The 16,708-nt window shown below is 64.6% G+C and carries 13 protein-coding genes and 1 pseudogene; 8 read left to right on the top strand and 6 right to left on the bottom strand.

Annotation, left to right across the window (positions count from 1 at the left end):
• Positions 1 to 91: 91 nt before the first annotated feature.
• The 3 genes and pseudogenes from DVS29_RS29250 to mnmC all read right to left on the bottom strand — a co-directional run bounded on the left by DVS29_RS29250 (position 92) and on the right by mnmC (position 5,406).
• Entirely contained in the window at positions 92 to 1,207 is a 1,116-nt protein-coding gene (locus DVS29_RS29250) for a YbdK family carboxylate-amine ligase (RefSeq protein ID WP_118184024.1), read from the bottom strand.
• A gap of 102 nt (positions 1,208 to 1,309) precedes the next feature.
• Positions 1,310 to 2,512: a cation:proton antiporter gene (locus DVS29_RS29245; protein WP_118184023.1), complete on the bottom strand. Its 1,203-nt coding sequence runs from the start codon at positions 2,510 to 2,512 to the stop codon at positions 1,310 to 1,312.
• A 907-nt stretch (positions 2,513 to 3,419) separates the two neighbouring features.
• Positions 3,420 to 5,406 (bottom strand): annotated as a pseudogene (mnmC, locus tag DVS29_RS29240) (bifunctional tRNA (5-methylaminomethyl-2-thiouridine)(34)-methyltransferase MnmC2/FAD-dependent 5-carboxymethylaminomethyl-2-thiouridine(34) oxidoreductase MnmC1).
• 446 nt (positions 5,407 to 5,852) lie between these two features.
• On the opposite strand from mnmC, the gene DVS29_RS29235 reads away from it, so the two are divergent.
• Positions 5,853 to 6,131 carry an HU family DNA-binding protein gene (locus DVS29_RS29235; protein WP_118184022.1) on the top strand — a complete coding sequence of 93 codons (279 nt, stop codon included), beginning with the start codon at positions 5,853 to 5,855 and terminating at the stop codon, positions 6,129 to 6,131.
• 92 nt (positions 6,132 to 6,223) lie between these two features.
• On the opposite strand, the gene DVS29_RS29230 is transcribed toward DVS29_RS29235, so the two are convergent.
• Positions 6,224 to 7,444: a GTP-binding protein gene (locus DVS29_RS29230; RefSeq protein ID WP_118184021.1), complete on the bottom strand. Its 1,221-nt coding sequence runs from the start codon at positions 7,442 to 7,444 to the stop codon at positions 6,224 to 6,226.
• A 171-nt stretch (positions 7,445 to 7,615) separates the two neighbouring features.
• Complete coding sequence (locus DVS29_RS29225; protein WP_118184020.1) at positions 7,616 to 8,062, bottom strand: lytic transglycosylase domain-containing protein; 447 nt, start codon at positions 8,060 to 8,062, stop codon at positions 7,616 to 7,618.
• Between the two features lie 590 nt (positions 8,063 to 8,652).
• On the opposite strand from DVS29_RS29225, the gene gspD reads away from it, so the two are divergent.
• From gspD to gspF, 3 genes are read left to right on the top strand one after another with little or no spacing between them, the layout of a single operon-like run.
• Positions 8,653 to 11,055 (top strand): type II secretion system secretin GspD, encoded by a 2,403-nt coding sequence (gspD, locus tag DVS29_RS29220; protein ID WP_118184019.1) that lies wholly within the window; start codon positions 8,653 to 8,655, stop codon positions 11,053 to 11,055.
• A complete protein-coding gene (gene gspE, locus DVS29_RS29215) occupies positions 11,052 to 12,539 on the top strand; it encodes a type II secretion system ATPase GspE (protein WP_118184018.1) in 1,488 nt (495 codons plus the stop codon). Before gspD ends, gspE begins: the two co-directional genes overlap by 4 nt.
• Before the next feature lies 1 nt (position 12,540).
• Complete coding sequence (gene gspF, locus DVS29_RS29210) at positions 12,541 to 13,758, top strand: type II secretion system inner membrane protein GspF (RefSeq protein ID WP_118184017.1); 1,218 nt, start codon at positions 12,541 to 12,543, stop codon at positions 13,756 to 13,758.
• A gap of 21 nt (positions 13,759 to 13,779) precedes the next feature.
• Here gspF and DVS29_RS29205 read toward each other — a convergent pair whose 3' ends face one another.
• Positions 13,780 to 14,202: a general secretion pathway protein GspC gene (locus DVS29_RS29205; RefSeq protein WP_205962536.1), complete on the bottom strand. Its 423-nt coding sequence runs from the start codon at positions 14,200 to 14,202 to the stop codon at positions 13,780 to 13,782.
• Between the two features lie 183 nt (positions 14,203 to 14,385).
• Here DVS29_RS29205 and gspG point away from each other — a divergent pair, with 183 nt between their 5' ends.
• From gspG to DVS29_RS29185, 4 genes are all read left to right on the top strand, one after another.
• The gene (gspG, locus tag DVS29_RS29200; protein ID WP_118184016.1) at positions 14,386 to 14,847 is read left to right on the top strand and encodes a type II secretion system major pseudopilin GspG; all 462 of its coding nucleotides are present in this window, start codon (positions 14,386 to 14,388) and stop codon (positions 14,845 to 14,847) included.
• Positions 14,848 to 14,933: 86 nt separating this feature from the next.
• A complete protein-coding gene (locus DVS29_RS29195; protein WP_118184015.1) occupies positions 14,934 to 15,518 on the top strand; it encodes a GspH/FimT family pseudopilin in 585 nt (194 codons plus the stop codon).
• 1 nt (position 15,519) lies between these two features.
• Positions 15,520 to 15,915, top strand: a complete 396-nt coding sequence (gene gspI, locus DVS29_RS29190) for a type II secretion system minor pseudopilin GspI (RefSeq protein ID WP_118184014.1) — start codon at positions 15,520 to 15,522, stop codon at positions 15,913 to 15,915.
• A complete protein-coding gene (locus DVS29_RS29185) occupies positions 15,893 to 16,648 on the top strand; it encodes a PulJ/GspJ family protein (protein WP_118184013.1) in 756 nt (251 codons plus the stop codon). The genes gspI and DVS29_RS29185 overlap by 23 nt, the downstream gene beginning before the upstream one ends.
• Positions 16,649 to 16,708: the final 60 nt, after the last annotated feature.

Below are 16,708 nucleotides of genomic sequence, written 5' to 3'. Positions count from 1 at the left end.
TCATGACTGTGGGACCGTTCCGTGAGCTTCTTTCTACAACGTCCTCGGCCCCGTCAGCGATGACTGCCGAGCCGAATAAATCAGCGTTTCCCTAGGCGCGCCATTGCAGGCACTGCTGACGGACCGCTTCGTGCAGCGAACGACTATGAGCGACGGTTTCGCGCAGCCAGGTCGCATCGTTCACCTGACTACGGGCGATCGCCCCGACTTCGCGTAGTGCCTCGTGCGACCCGAGCACATCGGCGTGTGGCGCGATTCGTTCCAGCGTCGCAATAATGTCCTCCGAAATCGTGCGGCGCTCGCCCGTCTGCGGATCGATGCAGGTGCCAGCCAGCCCGAAGCGGCAGGCCTCGAAGCGGTTGAACGTATAGACCAGGTAGTCGTCTTCCTTCGGCGTGAGCGGCCGGTCGACCAGCAGATGGCGCGCGAGCGTCTGGATGTAGCAGGCGATCGCCGCGGCGCGGTCGACGGAAAGCGGCGTATCCATCACACGAACTTCGATCGTGCCGAAACCGGGCTTCGGCCGGATATCCCAGTAGAAGTCCTTCATGCTGTTGACGACGCCCGTGCGGACCATCTTCGAGAAGTACTCCTCGAAACCGTTCCATGTCAGCCCGTACGGCGCGCGGCCTGATAGCGGAAATGCGAACACCGAGTTGAGCCGCGCGGAGTGAAAGCCGGTGTCCACGCCCTGCACGAACGGCGACGACGCCGACAGCGCGATGAAATGCGGGATGAAGCGCGACATCGAATGCAGCAGGAACAGCGCGCTGTCCGGGTTCGGGCAGCCGATGTGCACGTGCTGGCCGAACACCGTGAACTGCTTTGCAAGGTAACCGTAGAGTTCGGACAGGAACTGGAAGCGCGGCGAATCGACGATCTGGCGCTCGCTCCACTGCTGGAATGCGTGCGTGCCGCCGCCGCACAGGCCCACGTTCAACCGGTCCGCCGCGCCCACCAGCACGTCGCGGATCGTCCGCAGATCGGCCACCGCCTGCTCATGCGTCTCGCAGATACCGGTCGACAGCTCGATCATGCTTTCGGTGATTTCCGGCGTGATGTTGCCCGGCACCTTCTCGTCCTTGATGAGGCGTAAAAGGTCGGTCGCGGCTTTGGTCAGATCATAGTCGTGCGTGTTGACGATCTGCATTTCGAGTTCGATGCCGAAGGTAAACGGCTTCGAATCGACGAAGGGTTCGAGTGACATGGCGTCCCCTGAGTCAGTTCGGCCGGTTGCGCGGTGGGCGCCCCGGCCGGTTTCATGATCCAAACGAGTCGCGCGCCAGCGGGCGCGCATGACACCTTTGCGTTATTCGCGGCGCTCGCCGACGAGCGCCAGACTGCGGTACACGAGCCACGGCCCCACGATCTGCAGCACGACGATCGAGCACATCACCACCGCGCGCAGCAGCGGATCGAAGTTCGGGTACAGCGCGTACGTATCGTCGACGAGCAGATACGCGAGCGCCGACATTGGCGTCAGCGACAGGCCGAGCGCCATGCCCTGTTTCCAGTCGAGCCCGCTCGGCTTCGCGAACGCGAGCACGCCCACCAGCTTGCCGATCAGCCGCGCGACGATCAGGCCGAGCGCCGCGACACCGCCCAGCGCGATGTCCCGCCATTCGAACGACGTCAGCGTCAGCACGAACAGGATCACGGTGAGCAGCCACCCGGCCGTGCCGAAGTGCTCGGGCCACAACTGCGGCCGCGGTTCCATGTTCTTCACGATGATGCCGGCCGCGAGCAGGCACAGGATGGTCGACAGCTTGAAGATGTGCGCGACCGCGATTGCCAGCAGTACGAGACCGAACAGAGCGACGAACGAGTGTTCGTCCTGAAGGCTCATATGGTGATAGAAAAAGTTGCACGCGCGCGCGAGCAGGTACGCGAGGATCAGCGAACCGACCAGCAGATAGAGCGGTTGCAGGATCGTCGCGAACACGTTGCCGTAGACCTCCTGGTGCAGCAGGCTCGACGCGAGCTTTTCGATCACCACCGCATACATGCTGTTGAGGCCCGTAAGCGTCAGGAGCCGCTGCGTAACCTGACCTTCCGCGCGCAGTTCGGTCTTCAGCTGGATCACCATGGCCGGCGAAGTCGCCATCGCGATCGACGCGAGCACCATCGCGACCAGCGTCGGAACGTGCAGGAACAGCAGCACGGCGAGCACCAGCGCGAACGTCAGCGTGGATTCGGCGAGACTCGACAGGATCAGCCAAGGACTACGGCGGATCCAGCGCAGATCGAGACGGCTGCCGAGCTCGAACAGCAGCAGACCGAGTGCGACATCGAGCAGCGGCCGCGCGGTGATCGCGGACTGCACGTCGATCACGCCGCTTCCCGCCGCGCCGGCGATCAGACCGATCACGCCATAGCCGGTGATGCGCGGCAGATGCCACGCGCGATAGAGCAGCTCGCCGCAGAGCCCGGCGGCCAGCAACGCGAGGCCTGCCCAGAAAATGGCATCGGGCAAAAGAGGCCAGCCCGGGAAAAATGAAAACGCCGACTTCATCGTGGTGGCTTCTCCTTTTGCAGCAATGCGAGGGCAGCGCAAACCAGCGAAAACAGCAGCGACCAGCCGACAGACAGGACAGACGGCAACGCCAGTCGCATTCCTGATCGCGATCGTCTCACGCCGACCTGCGTTGCGACTCGTCAACGATCGGATGGACTGGAACACGAACGCACCGGCTTCGCGAAACGTGCGAACGGCGGGTTCGATGCGAGCCGACGCAAGCCGTCGGCCCGGACATGAATGGAATGAACGCTGCCTGAACCTCAGATTGCGGCGAACCGGCAACCGTTCCCGTGGACGCTTCGAAGCCGCCTGGCGCGGCTTCGGTGCGTGTGAAGAACGGCGATTGTGCCATACCCGTTTCGAAATGGAGCCAACAGCGCCGAAGTTCCGCTCAAAACGGTAAATCTGACGCTAAAAGTCGCTCTTCAGGAAAAATCGACCGTCACGACGTGTCTCTGCTTCACTCGCCTGTGTTCATGGTTTGCGAAGGGATGCCCGATGGAGTGCGGGTCGTTTTCCTGTTTTGTGCTTCACGGCGGTTCGATCGGCAGCGCGTTGGCGCTTTACTTGAAGGTTTACCTGTATGTATACGTAGTAGAAGTTAACAAGGGTCCGTCGCGGCTGTGGATAACGCCGGTAAACAGAAACGAATCATTCATTTGCGGACCGCATAACCCGAAGCACAGCATGTGCGGCAGCGACCAGGAAGTCCTGGTAACTTTTCGGCGCCAAGATGACAAGCATGAGTTACCCCGTTTACGTCCACATGGGTTCCACATGCGTTGCGCACGCAATTCCTGGGCTTATCCACAGATCGGCGTGGATAACTTCGATGCGGCGTTGACGGATCGAGCGAGGTATCGCGAAAGGAGAGGATGCGCGGGCGCGCGTAGGGGAAGGATCAGTCGGCCTTGCGCTGACGGAGCACGCGCAGCAGATAGCGTGCGGGATCCATCGCTTCGGCGAGCTCGCGCTCGATCGGCCATGGCTCGCCTTCGAGTTGCGACGCGATCAGTTCGGCGCCGAGCGTCGACCAGACGAGGCCCCGCGAACCGTAAGCGAATGCGCCGAAGAGACCAGGCGCGCGTGGCAGGTCGCGCGGCCAGGCGCCACGCAGCTGCTGCGCCTGACTGAACGCAATGGTTTCGTCGACGAGCTGGCCGAGCATGGGGATGCGATCAGAGGTGACGCAACGGAATGCGACGCGCCCTTCCCAACCGCCTTCCGGCTCTGCCTGATCGGCAGCCGCGGCAAAACCCGGCAGCATCGTACCGACGCGCTCGATATTCTCGATGTGTCCAGGCGGCCGGATCGCCGGATCGTCGTCGTCGACTTCGTAGGTGGCGCCGATCAGCGTCGTGCCGTTTGCGATCGGCACCGCGTAGCCTTCGCCGATCACCGGCACGGCGAGTGCGGCGATGCTGCCGGGCGGCATCAGCGTGAGCTGGCCGCGCACGATGCGCGTGGCCGCGTGGTGCAGACCGGCGATACGCGCCGCATCGTGCGCGCTCGCGACGATCACGACCGGCGCGCGCGGCGAGCTGTCCCGTCGAGTCATAGACCGCCCAGTGCGAACCATCCCGTTCGATCCGGTCGACCTGCACGTTGAAGCGCCGTTCGAGTCGCTCGCCGGCAGCGTCGCATTGCGCCGCACAGATCGCCGCGGGGCTGACCGAACCGCCGCGCGGATAGAACCAGCCGCCGCGCGTGACCTCCGTGCCCGCGATGCGGCGCGCTTCGTCGGGCGAAACGGGTATGACGAAATCGTCGGGATACCCAAACGATGCGAGCGCGCTGTGGATGAGCTGCGCTTCGTCGTCGCTGGCGGCGATGTGCAGGAGACCTGTCGCAAGCGCACGACCGGCAAGCGACGATTCGGCATGCGAACTGCTGCGTTGCAGCGCGTCCCATCGGCGTAATGCGTAGAGAAATCCGGCGCGTGTGATGCGCGACGCGACGCTGTCGTCGCGCGAGATCATCGGATGAAACACGCCGGCTGGATTGCCGGATGCATCGCGCGCCAACGCGGCATGACGCTCGAGTAACGTCACGTGCCAGCCGCGCGCGGCCAGCCGTTCGACAAGCGCGCAGCCGGCCAGGCCGCCGCCGATGACGACCGCGCGCCTTTCATCGACGTCAAACGCTGCAGGCGGTTCGTAACGCCGCACCCGCCACGGTGGCGCGAATTCGCCGACCAGCATCGTGCGCTTGAAGCCGAAGCCGTCGACCTTGCGCCAGCTGAAGCCGGCTTCCTGCATGCCGCGCTTGACCTCGCCCGAACTGCTCCAGGTCGAGAACGTCGCCCCGATGTCCGCCATCCGCGCCAGCGCTTTAAAGATCGCCGGTGTCCACAGTTCGGGATTCTTCGCCGGCGAGAAGCCGTCGAGATAGAACGCATCGGCGCGCAGAGAGAGCGCCGGCAGCATGTCGAGCGCATCGCCGAGCGCGAGCGTCAGCGTTACGCGGCCGCCCTCGAATTCGAGCCGCTGCATGCCAGGCACAAGCGTCGGCCAGGCGTCGGCGAGTTCGCCGGCCAGCGCGCGGACGGCCGGATCGGCGATCGTCGCGTCGTGCGCGCGGCGCAGATCGGCCGCCCGCAACGGATGCTTTTCCACCGACACGAAATGCAGCCGCTCGCACCGCGCTGCGTCGCGGCGCCACGCTGCCCAGCTGGCGAGGAAGTTGATGCCTGTGCCGAAGCCGGTTTCCACCACCGTGAAAACGCGACGCCGCCGCCAGCGTTCGGGCAGCCCATTACCCTTCAGGAACACGAATTCTGACTGCGCGAGACCGCCGGCCACGCTGTGATAAACGTCGTCGTACAGCCGGGAAAACAGCGTGCCGTCGGCGAGAAATTCGAGCGTGGCGGGGATCAGCGGGTCGGTCATGCGGCGTGCGAAAGAGAGTGCGGGCAGCAAACGCCAGGTGATCCGAACTGGTTCGCGGCAGCCGGCGCTACGTCAAAAATCGCTGAAAGCACCGCCAGGCAACGGTTTCGGCGTGGTCCAACGTTGGCAAAAACCAACGCCGCGCGCGGCCGGAGCGGTATTTCGACGCGCTTTCCGGATGGTTAGGACACAGGAGTTGGGGGAATCCCGAATAGGCTTCTCAAACCCTGCGTAATTCTTCGAAACCCTTATCCAGATTGGGTTTGCGCTGCGCTATCATAGCAGGCGCCGCAGCGGGACGCGGCAGCACGGGGCGCGCGCAACCAATTCGCGACGCGATCGTCCGGAACGATCCGGATCCGATGCTGCTCGACGGCGCGCGGCGCGCACGTATAATCGGCGCGTTCGCGCTGTTCGTGTCAACCTAAACCCAGAAAGGAACCTTAATGAACAAACAGGAACTGATCGACGCCGTCGCAGGACAGACGGGCGCTAGCAAAGCTCAAACCGGCGAAACGCTGGATACGCTTCTCGAAGTGATCAAGAAGTCTGTGTCGAAGGGGGATTCGGTACAGCTGATCGGTTTCGGCAGCTTCGGTTCGGGCAAGCGTGCGGCACGTACGGGCCGTAACCCGAAGACCGGTGAAACCATCAAGATTCCGGCTGCCAAGACCGTCAAGTTCACGGCTGGCAAGGCGTTCAAGGACGCTGTTAACAAGCGCTAAGCAGATTGCTGCTTTGCGGGGTTGACACCCGCCGAAAGAAACCCGCCAACGGCGGGTTTTTTTTCGTCCGGCGTTTTCGTCACGCTCGGCGCCTAGTGATGGTGATCGTGGCCGTGATGGTGATGATGGTGGTGCTCGTCGGAGTCGTCGTGTTCGTCGTCGAAATCCCATTCCGGGAACGGATCTGCGTAGTGCTGCCAGGCATCCGGACCGGTGGCATATTCCGCGTCGGTGAGCAGACACGCGTCGAATTTCGCTCGCCACGCCGCCGCATCCAGATTCACGCCGATCAGCACGAGCTCCTGGCGCCGGTCGCCGATCGTCGTGTCGTCGGGATCGCCATACCAGTCCGCGGCGATTTCTGCGGCGAGTTCATCGTCGCCATCCGGCCACTCGCTGCGGTCCTGCGCAGCCCACCACATGCCGGCCGGCCCGTGACGACACGCACCGCCCGCCTGCGAAAGCGAGCCGCCGTAGTCATTGCGCGTGGCAAGCCAGAAAAAACCCTTGCTGCGCAGCACGCCTTTCCATTCTTCGTGCAGCAGATTCCATAAGCGCTGTGGATGAAACGGCCGGCGCGCGCGGTACACGATATGACCGATGCAGAATTCATCTGCTTCGTGATCCGAATGATCATGCGACGCATCGCCATGCGCGTGATCGCGATCGTGGTCATGTTCGAGCGCGGCGAGCCAGCCTGCCGCGCCTGACGTTGCATCGAAGTCGAAGCGCTTCGTATCGAGCACTTCGTCGATGCTCACCTGTCCGAAGCGGCTCACGAGCTGCACTGCGCGCGGATTGATTTCGGCGAGGATGTGCTGCAGGCGAGTCAGATCGTCGGCGGACACGAGATCGGCCTTGTTCACGACGAACACGTCGGCAAACTCGATCTGCTCGGTCAACAGTTCTACGACCGTGCGATCGTCGTCTTCCGCAGTCGCGAGGCCGCGTTCGGACAGCGCATCGGCGCATGCGTGATCGCGCAGGAAATTCGCCGCATCGACGACGGTCACCATCGTGTCGAGACGCACGAGGTCCGACAGCAATACCGAGTGTCCGTGTTCGTCTGCTTCGTCCGTGAACACGAACGCTTCGGCGATCGCCTGCGGATCCGCATCGCTGGCCGCGGCGACGACGATCGCGTCGAATTGCCCGCTTGCCGCGATGCGTCGCACCTCGTCGAGCAGATCACCACCGGCAATCGCTGCGACGCGCCGCCCTGCCCGGTTCGCAAGCAGGTGATCGAGGAGCGTGGTTTTGCCCGCGCCGGAAAAACCGGAGAGCACGGTGACAGGCAGTGGCGGCTGGTTCATCGCAGATCGGACACGAAAAGAGGGAGAAAACGGCACCGACGCGACCGGCCGACCGCGCAATGAATCAGGCGGCGAAAGGCTGGCGGAATAGAAGGCGCGGCTTGAAGCCGCATTGTGCATCAAACGCCGGACGGAGGAGACCGACGGCAGACGTCAGGGAGCGCGTCCGGTTCAGCGCTGCGCCTGCAGCAGCTTCCACTTCTGGAGAATCCCGACGATTTGCCGCGCGTACTCGTCGCGTAGCGCCGGCGTTTCGGAATGGTAGGCGCCGACGGCGCGCCACGTGTTGCCGTACTTGTTCATCTGCTGGCGCAGATGCCATGCGGCGATGTACACGTTCTTGCACGGCTCCATCAGCGTGCCGGTGGTGATCCCGTACTGCGCGAGCGTGGACAGATGGATCGAGTTGATCTGCATCACGCCGTAGTCGATCGAACCGTTGGCGTTCTTGTGCAATGCGTCGCCGCGGTTGTGCGACTCCTGCCACGCGATCGCGCGCAGGATGAGCGGATTGACTTTCTGATAGTTCGCCGCCTCGTCGAAGCAGTCGGCGTGCGCCGGCGCGCTCGCGAGCAGCGCGCTCAACGCGGCGACAACGAAGGTATAGGCGGGTTTCATCGGTCGATCACACTCAGGCAATGGAGGAGCTGACCGGGCCACGCGGACGGTGCGGATGCAACCAGTCGTGCGAACAGATCAGGGACGCGCAAGCGCTCAGTGGGGATGGTCCGCGGGAAAACCCGTAACGACATACGGATGGCCGGGGACCGACCCGCTCGTATCATACCGGCAGTCCCGGGGTCGGCAAAGTTGGCTAACCGACATAAGTTCGCTGCATGATCCCACTATTCGTATTAACGGCAGCGGGAGACAGCTCCTGAGGCCCGTCAAACAGGGGCTAGCGCTTCGCGAAATATTATTTCGTGTAAGGCTTAGGAATGATCGTCAACTTGACAGTAAGACAATGCGCTTAGAACAATCTGTCGGGGCTCGTGGTTTTGTGACAAAAGAGACACGAAAAACTGGTACTGTTCACGTTTTTCGGACATTGTCACATTTGACCCAAAGGATGTGCCGATGGGAGCGGCGCACCGAGGGTCCGACGCCCGTGAAGCAAGGCTTACCGGGTCGCCGACAGACACCGCGCGTTTTTTGTTCGCAGCCATTCGCCGTTTGCTTCGACTACTAACCCCATGAAACGAAACCCTATGGCAAAGCGTCGCATCGCTGCGGCGCTGCTGGTGGCTGGAATCCTTACCGCGCAGGCTGCTTTCGCGCAGGTAACGCTTAATTTTGTCAACGCGGATATCGACCAGGTCGCCAAGGCGATCGGCGCGGCAACCGGCAAGACGATCATCGTCGACCCGCGGGTCAAGGGGCAGTTGAATCTGGTGTCGGAGAATCCGGTACCGGAGGAGCAGGCGCTGAAAACGCTGCAGTCCGCATTGCGCATGCAGGGTTTCGCGCTCGTCCAGGATCACGGCGTACTGAAGGTCGTGCCCGAGGCGGATGCCAAGCTTCAGGGCGTGCCCACCTACGTCGGCAACGCGCCGACCGCGCGCGGCGACCAGGTCGTCACGCAGGTGTTCCAGCTGAGGAATGAATCCGCGAACAACCTGCTGCCGGTGCTGCGTCCGCTGATCTCGCCGAACAACACGATCGCAGCCTACCCGGGCAACAACACGCTCGTCGTGACCGACTACGCGGACAACGTCCGCCGCATCGCGCAGATCATCGCAGGGGTGGATACCGCCGCGGGTCAGCAGGTCGTCGTCGTTCCGCTGAAGAATGCGAACGCACTCGATGCCGCGCAGCAGCTCTCGAAGATGTTGGACCCGGGCGTGATCGGCAGCACGGATGCGACCCTGAAGGTGTCCGTTACCGCGGACCCGCGCACCAACTCGCTGCTGATCCGCGCATCGAACCCGTCGCGGCTCGCGGCCGCGAAGACGCTCGCGAAGCAGATCGACGCACCGACCGCCGAGCCCGGCAACATCCACGTCGTGCCGCTGCGCAATGCCGACGCAACCGCGCTCGCGAAGACGCTGCGCGGCATGCTCGGCAAGGGCGGCAACGACAACTCGTCGTCGAACAACAGCGCCGAGTCGTTCAACCGCAACAACAGCAGCAGCGGCCTCGGCAGCAACTCGTCCACCGGTACGTCGGGCACCCCGCCGCTGCCGTCGTCGATGAGCGGCGGCGGCAGTGGCAGCAATGCGAGTCCGCTCGGCGGCGGCAACAGCCAGGCCAACAGCGAAGGCGGCTCGTTCTCGAGCAACAAGGACGAAGAGAACGACAACCAGCCCGGCGGCATGATCCAGGCGGATCCGGCCACCAACTCGCTGATCATCACCGCGTCGGAGCCGGTGTACCGGAATCTGCGCAACGTGATCGAGCAGCTCGATGCGCGCCGCGCGCAGGTGTATATCGAAGCGCTGATCGTGCAGCTCACCGCGACCAAGGCATCGAACCTCGGGATCCAGTGGCAGGGTGCGCTGCTGTCGGGCAGCGGCAACAACGCGGTGTACGGCGGCTCGAACTTCGGCTCCGGCAATTCGAGCATCGTCGACCTGACCGCGCAGGGCGCGGCGATCGCGGGGAACACGGCTTCGGCGCTCAGTTCGAGCGCGAGCGGCCTGCTGCCGAACGGCCTGAACATCGGCCTCTTGCACCGCTTCGGCAACGTGCTCGGTCTGGGCGGCCTGCTGCAGGCGCTGTCGAGTTCCAGCGACGCGAACGTGCTGTCCACGCCGAACCTGATCACGCTCGACAACCAGGAAGCGAAGATCGTGGTCGGCCAGAACGTGCCGATCGTGACCGGTTCGTACGCCACGCCGACGGCGAACACCACGACGTCCGTCAGCGCGTTCAACACGTTCGACCGCGAAGACGTCGGTACCGTGCTGCACGTGAAGCCGCAGATCACCGAAGGCGGCATCCTGAAACTGCAGCTCTATACTGAAGTGTCGTCCGTCGATGCGACCACCGTGAACAACCCGGGCGGCGTGACGATCGACAAACAGGCACTGCAATCCACGATTCTCGCGGATAACGGCGAGATCATCGTGCTCGGCGGCCTGATGCAGGACAACTACTCGGGCGGCAACAGCAAGGTGCCGCTGCTCGGCGACATTCCGTGGATCGGCCAGCTGTTCCGTTCGGAAAACAAGGCGCGCACCAAGACCAACCTGATGGTGTTCCTGCGGCCGGTGATCGTGCGCGATCGTGGCGATGCCGCGGCGATCGCGCAGAGCCGCTACGATTACATGCGTTCCGAGCAGAACCAGTTCCGCACGGATAACCGCGTGATCAAGGACAGCGACACGCCGCAGATTCCGCCCGCGCCGCTCGGACCGGCCGAAGGCGGCGGCGCGCCGGCGCAGAATTTGCTGAACTACAACGACATGACGCGCGATCCGAATGCGCCGCCGATCCCGGCGCAGACCAATCCCGCGGTCAATGGATTCGCGCTGCCGAACACCGCGCCGTCGGCGGCACCGTTGCAGCAGGAACCGGCGCAGCCGAACCAGCCGCAACAGCAGCAATACGTGCCGCAGCAAACCGCGCCGGCCACGCAAGGTACGACCGCATCACCAGGAGCCAAGCCGTGAGCACGCCGTCACTGGCATCGACCGCAGCAGTCCGCGACGCGCCCTCGCCGCTCGCGGCGCGGCTCGTGCCGTACGGTTTCGCGCGCAACGGCCAGGTGCTGGTCGCGCATCAGCACGCCGACACGATCGAAGTCTGGATCAGCGAACGCACGAGCGATGCGGCGCTGGCGGAAATCGCGCGCAATTTCGGCGCGCTGTCGGTGGTGCGACTGCCGGCCGACGAACTCGCGCTCGCGATCAACCAGGCGTACGCGCGCCAGGACGGCACCGCGGCGCAGGTGGTGGGCGAACTCGAAGGCGAAGTCGATCTGTCGAGGTTGATGCAGGAGATCCCCGAGGTCGAGGATCTGCTCGAGTCGGAAGACGATGCGCCGATCATCCGGATGATCAACGCGCTGCTGACGCAAGCGGCACGCGAGCAGGCTTCCGATATTCACATCGAGCCGTTCGAGAATGCATCGGTGGTGCGCTTTCGCGTGGACGGCACGCTGCGCGACGTCGTGCGGCCGAAGAAAGCGCTGCACGGCGCGCTGATCTCGCGGATCAAGATCATGGCGCAGCTCGACATCGCGGAGAAACGTCTGCCGCAGGATGGCCGGATCACGCTGCGCGTGGGCGGCCGGCCGGTGGACGTGCGGGTGTCGACGCTGCCGACGGGTCACGGCGAACGCGCCGTGCTGCGTCTGCTCGAAAAAGATGCGCAGCGACTGAACCTCGAAGCGCTCGGCATGGGCGCCGATACGCTCGCGAAATTCGACCGCCTGATCGCCAGGCCGCACGGCATCGTGCTCGTCACCGGTCCGACGGGTTCGGGCAAGACGACCACGCTCTACGCGTCGATGTCGCGACTCGAAACGCAGACGACCAACATCATGACGGTCGAAGACCCGATCGAATACGATCTGTCCGGCATCGGCCAGACGCAGGTCAACGAACGGATCGGCATGACGTTCGCCCGTGCGCTGCGCTCCATTCTTCGTCAGGATCCGGACATCATCATGATCGGTGAAATCCGCGACCTCGAAACCGCGCAGATCGCCGTGCAGGCGTCGCTCACGGGTCACCTCGTGCTCGCGACGCTGCACACGAACGACGCGGCATCCGCCGTCACGCGTCTCACCGACATGGGCGTCGAACCGTATCTGCTCGCGTCGTCGCTGCTGGGCGTGCTCGCGCAGCGTCTCGTGCGGCAGCTGTGTCCGCACTGCAAGCAGCAGCGAGTGGAAGACGGCCACGTGCAGTGGCATCCGGTCGGCTGCGACAAATGCGGGCAGACCGGTTATATCGGCCGTCGCGGCGTGTACGAACTCCTGACCATCGACGACCAGATCCGCTCGCTCGTTCACCGCAACGCAGCCGACGCGGAGATTCTCGGAGCCGGCCGCGCGCAGGGCATGCGGACGTTGCGCGAGGACGGCGATCGCTGGCTCGCCGCGGGCATCACCTCGCTCGAGGAAGTGATCCGCGTGACGGGCGGGGTCTGAAATGCCGGCTTTCCGGTTCGAAGCGATCGATGCGGCGGGCAAGCCGCAGAAAGGCGTGCTCGATGCGGACAGCGCGCGCAACGCGCGCACGCAGCTGCGCACCCAGGGACTGACACCGCTTGTCGTCGAACCTGCTGCAAGCCGCACGCGCGGCGAGCGGCAGCAGCGGCTCGCGCTCGGGCGCCGGCTGTCGCAGCGCGAACAGGCGATCCTCACGCGCCAGCTCGCCAGCCTGCTGATCGCGGGCCTGCCGCTCGGCGAGGCACTGTCCGTGCTGACCGAACAGGCGGAGCGCGACTACATCCGCGAACTGATGGCGGCGATCCGCGCGGAAGTGCTGGGCGGCCATTCGCTCGCCAACGCGCTCGCCGAACATCCGCGCGATTTTCCGGACATCTATCGCGCGCTGGTCGCCGCCGGCGAGCACACCGGCAAGCTGGGTCTTGTGCTGTCGCGTCTCGCGGACTACATCGAGCAGCGCAACGCGCTGAAGCAGAAGATCGTGCTGGCCTTCACCTATCCGGCCATCGTCACGCTGATCGCGTTCGGCATCGTCACGTTCCTGCTGAGCTATGTGGTGCCGCAGGTGGTGAACGTGTTCGTCAGCACCAAGCAGCAGCTGCCGTTTCTCACCATCATGATGATGGCGCTGTCGGGATTCGTGCGGCACTGGTGGTGGGCGATGCTGATCGCGCTGCTCGTGGTGATCTACGTGGTGCGCGGCATTCTTTCGCAGACCGGGCCGCGTTTCGCGTTCGACCGCTGGGTGCTGACCGCGCCGCTCGTCGGCAAGCTGGTGCGCGGCTACAACACGGTGCGTTTCGCGAGCACGCTCGGCATTCTGACCGCTGCCGGCGTGCCGATCCTGCGCGCGCTGCAGGCGGCGAGCGAAACGCTCAGCAACCGCGCGATGCAGGGCAACGTGGACGATGCGATCGTGCGGGTGCGCGAAGGCACGTCGCTGTCGCGCGCGCTCGGCAACACAAAGACATTTCCGCCGGTGCTCGTGCACCTGATCCGTTCGGGCGAAGCGACTGGCGACGTGACGACGATGCTCGACCGCGCCGCCGAAGGCGAATCGCGCGAGCTCGAACGCCGCACGATGTTCCTCACGAGCCTGCTCGAGCCGCTGCTGATTCTCGCGATGGGCGGCGTCGTGCTGGTGATCGTGCTGGCGGTGATGATGCCGATCATCGAGCTGAACAACCTCGTGCAGTGACGACGGTTGTCAGCGGGACGATCAGCGAACGTAGATGGTGGGGCCGGCGCCGTTAGCCGGCAGAAAGATTTCGGAATGCACGCCGTGGCGGTCGATGACGATCGAGCGGGCGCGCACTTCGGAGAGTGTCGTACCCTGCATGATCGAGCCGCCCAGCGAGACGGCATGCGGCGGTTCGCCGCCGGTGCTGATGATCGCGGCAGCGCCGCCCTGCAATGCGAGCACGCCGAACAGGTGGATGTCCTGATTCGCGGCACGCTGCAGCTGGCCACCGAACAGCGTCGAGGCCTGGTCGGTGGGCAGTTCGGAATGCGCGGCGGCGGCGGGCAGTGGCCCGCGCGGTGTCGAGGACAATGTGACCGCCCAGTAGGCGACAGTCACGCAGAACACGACGAAGAGCGCAAGGGAGAGGAGGCGGACTTGGAGTGCGTTCATACGCAGCATTGTACGGACTATTGTGAAATTTGCGATCGATCGAAAACGGTCCATCCAACAACATTAAAATGGCCGGCCGGGCGTAAGCCGCGCGTCAGCGCCTGGATCGAAAAAGCAAGGCAGAACCGGCTCGTATCGATGCAGGATGTCACGGCATCCATCGCCAAACTCAATTCAAAGAGGTAGCAAGTTATGCAGATGTGGACGAATCGCCGCGCGGCAGCCGAAGTGGCTCGCCGCCGTCAACGTGGCTTCACGCTGATCGAAATCATGGTGGTGATCGCGATCCTCGGCATTCTCGCCGCGTTGATCGTACCGAAGATCATGAGTCGTCCCGATGAAGCTCGTCGTGTCGCCGCGAAACAGGACATCGGCACCATCATGCAGGCGCTCAAACTGTACCGGCTCGACAACGGCCGCTATCCGACCCAGGAGCAGGGCCTGCACGCGCTGATCGAAAAACCCTCCACCGATCCGGTGCCGAACGACTGGAAAGAAGGCGGCTATCTTGAACGCCTGCCGAACGATCCGTGGGGCAACTCCTACCAGTATCTGAATCCGGGCGTGCACGGCGAGATCGACGTGTTCAGCTATGGTGCCGACGGCAAACCGGGCGGCGAAGGGAACGACGCCGACATCGGGTCGTGGCAGTAGCCGTGCGTCGCGACGCGTGTCGCTGCTGCCTGAGTGCCAAACGAGTGCCAAATGAGTGCTACATGAGCGCTACCTGAGCCGTCGTCATGCACCTGTCCCTGCCCCGCCCGGTTGACATCGTCCGCGCGATCCGCTCGCATGGCGTGACGGCGCGTCCGCGTTTATCGCGGCCGCGCGGTCTCGCGCCGTCCGCGCGTGGATCGTTGCGGCGGCGCGGGCACACGCAAGCGGGCTTCACGCTGCTCGAGATGCTCGTGGTGCTGGTGATCGCGGGGCTGCTGGTGTCGCTCGCGTCGCTCGCGCTCACGCGCAATCCGCGCACGGACCTGAATGAGGAGGCGCAGCGGCTCGCGCTGCTGTTCGAGTCCGCGAACGATGAAGCCCAGGTGCGCGACCGGCCGATCGCGTGGCTGCCGGTGAACGGCGGTTTTCGCTTCGACCTGCATACCGACGACGGCTGGCGGCCGATGCGCGACGACCTGCTCGGACCACGCCGCTGGGAAGGCGGCGTGACGGGCGTCGCGATCAGCTATCCGGGTTCGGATTCGAGCCCCGATCGCATCGTGTTCGGCACCGAGGCGATCGATGCGCCCGTGCAGATCACGCTCTACTCGGCAGTCGGCCGCGCGACCATCGTCAGCAACGGCAGCGGCCGCTTCGAGGTGCACTGACATGCCGCGTGCATCTTCCGCCGCGCGCATGCGTGGCTTCACGATGATCGAAGTGTTGGTGGCGCTCGCGATCATCGCGATCGCGCTGGCGGCGTCGCTGCGAGCGGTCGGCAGTCTTGCCGCGAGCGAATCGGAACTGCACGGACGGCTGCTCGCCGGCTGGAGCGCGGACAACGCGCTCGCGCGGCTGCATCTGGATCACGCGTGGCCGGACGTCGGCTCGCAGAGTTTCGACTGCTCGCAGGGCAACCTGCAACTGACCTGTACGGAAAACGTGACGTCGACGCCGAACCCGGTGTTCCGCCGCGTCGAGGTAACGGTTTCGACGCCCGGCCGCACCGGCAATCTGGCGCAGATGGTGACGGTGGTGGCGAATGAAACGAGCCGTTCGCTGTGACCGTCGTGCGGCATCGGCGCCGTGCGCGGGGACGCGGGTGACCCCGCGCCCGCAGCGCCCGAAGTACGGCGCGCGCCGCCGGCTCGCGGCGGCCGGCTCGCGCGGCTTCACGCTGATCGAGCTGCTGGTCGCGATCGCGATCCTCGCGGTGATCGCCGTGCTGGCGTGGCGCGGCCTCGACCAGATCATCCGCGGCCGCCAGACGATCACGAACGCGATGGAAGACGAGCGCGTGTTCGCGCAGACGTTCGACCAGATGCGCATCGACGCACGGTCCGCCACGTCCGACGACGAATCCGGCTCGTCCGCGGTATCGATCAGCAGCAACATGCTGCAGATCGTGCGGCGCTGGGATATTCCGGGCTCGGCGCCGCGGCTGATGGTGGTGCGCTACCGGATCTCGGGCGGCCACATCGTGCGTTATGCATCGCCGCCGGTGTCCAACGTCGGCGAGCTGCGCCGCGCGGTGAACGGCGGCATGACGGCCGACTGGAGCTCGGTGACGCTGATGGGCGGCGTCGGCTCGATCTCGGCGCGGCTCTACGTGCCGAAGGTCGGCTGGACGACGAATATGCAGGACGTGCGCAACGCGGTGACGGAGAACATCAACAACCTGAAAGTGCCGCAGCTCGGCAATGTGCCGATGCCGCGGTCGGTGACCGGCGTCGAGGTGTCGATCGGCGCGACGTCGCTGGCGCGACCGGTCGTGCGCGTATTCCTCGTCGGAGAGTGACGCGATGCGCGCGTATCGGGTGATGAAGTCCGTAAGCATGGCGGCGTGGCGGATACATGG

The sequence above is a fragment of the Paraburkholderia phosphatilytica genome (assembly GCF_003443895.1).
Taxonomy (GTDB): Bacteria; Pseudomonadota; Gammaproteobacteria; order Burkholderiales; family Burkholderiaceae; genus Paraburkholderia; species Paraburkholderia phosphatilytica.
The sequence above is the reverse complement of the archived record's forward strand: the minus strand, read 5'-3'. Positions and strand labels throughout refer to the sequence as shown.

Bases quoted from the DNA above. Each gene is read 5' to 3' on its own strand.
- DVS29_RS29250 (WP_118184024.1), bottom strand. From the start codon at position 1,207: ATGTCACTCGAACCCTTCGTCGATTCGAAGCCGTTTACCTTCGGCATC.
- DVS29_RS29245 (WP_118184023.1), bottom strand. From the start codon at position 2,512: ATGAAGTCGGCGTTTTCATTTTTCCCGGGCTGGCCTCTTTTGCCCGAT.
- DVS29_RS29235 (WP_118184022.1), top strand. From the start codon at position 5,853: ATGAACAAACAGGAACTGATCGACGCCGTCGCAGGACAGACGGGCGCT.
- DVS29_RS29230 (WP_118184021.1), bottom strand. From the start codon at position 7,444: ATGAACCAGCCGCCACTGCCTGTCACCGTGCTCTCCGGTTTTTCCGGC.
- DVS29_RS29225 (WP_118184020.1), bottom strand. From the start codon at position 8,062: ATGAAACCCGCCTATACCTTCGTTGTCGCCGCGTTGAGCGCGCTGCTC.
- gspD (WP_118184019.1), top strand. From the start codon at position 8,653: ATGGCAAAGCGTCGCATCGCTGCGGCGCTGCTGGTGGCTGGAATCCTT.
- gspF (WP_118184017.1), top strand. From the start codon at position 12,541: ATGCCGGCTTTCCGGTTCGAAGCGATCGATGCGGCGGGCAAGCCGCAG.
- DVS29_RS29205 (WP_205962536.1), bottom strand. From the start codon at position 14,202: ATGCTGCGTATGAACGCACTCCAAGTCCGCCTCCTCTCCCTTGCGCTC.
- gspG (WP_118184016.1), top strand. From the start codon at position 14,386: ATGCAGATGTGGACGAATCGCCGCGCGGCAGCCGAAGTGGCTCGCCGC.
- DVS29_RS29195 (WP_118184015.1), top strand. From the start codon at position 14,934: ATGCACCTGTCCCTGCCCCGCCCGGTTGACATCGTCCGCGCGATCCGC.
- gspI (WP_118184014.1), top strand. From the start codon at position 15,520: ATGCCGCGTGCATCTTCCGCCGCGCGCATGCGTGGCTTCACGATGATC.
- DVS29_RS29185 (WP_118184013.1), top strand. From the start codon at position 15,893: ATGAAACGAGCCGTTCGCTGTGACCGTCGTGCGGCATCGGCGCCGTGC.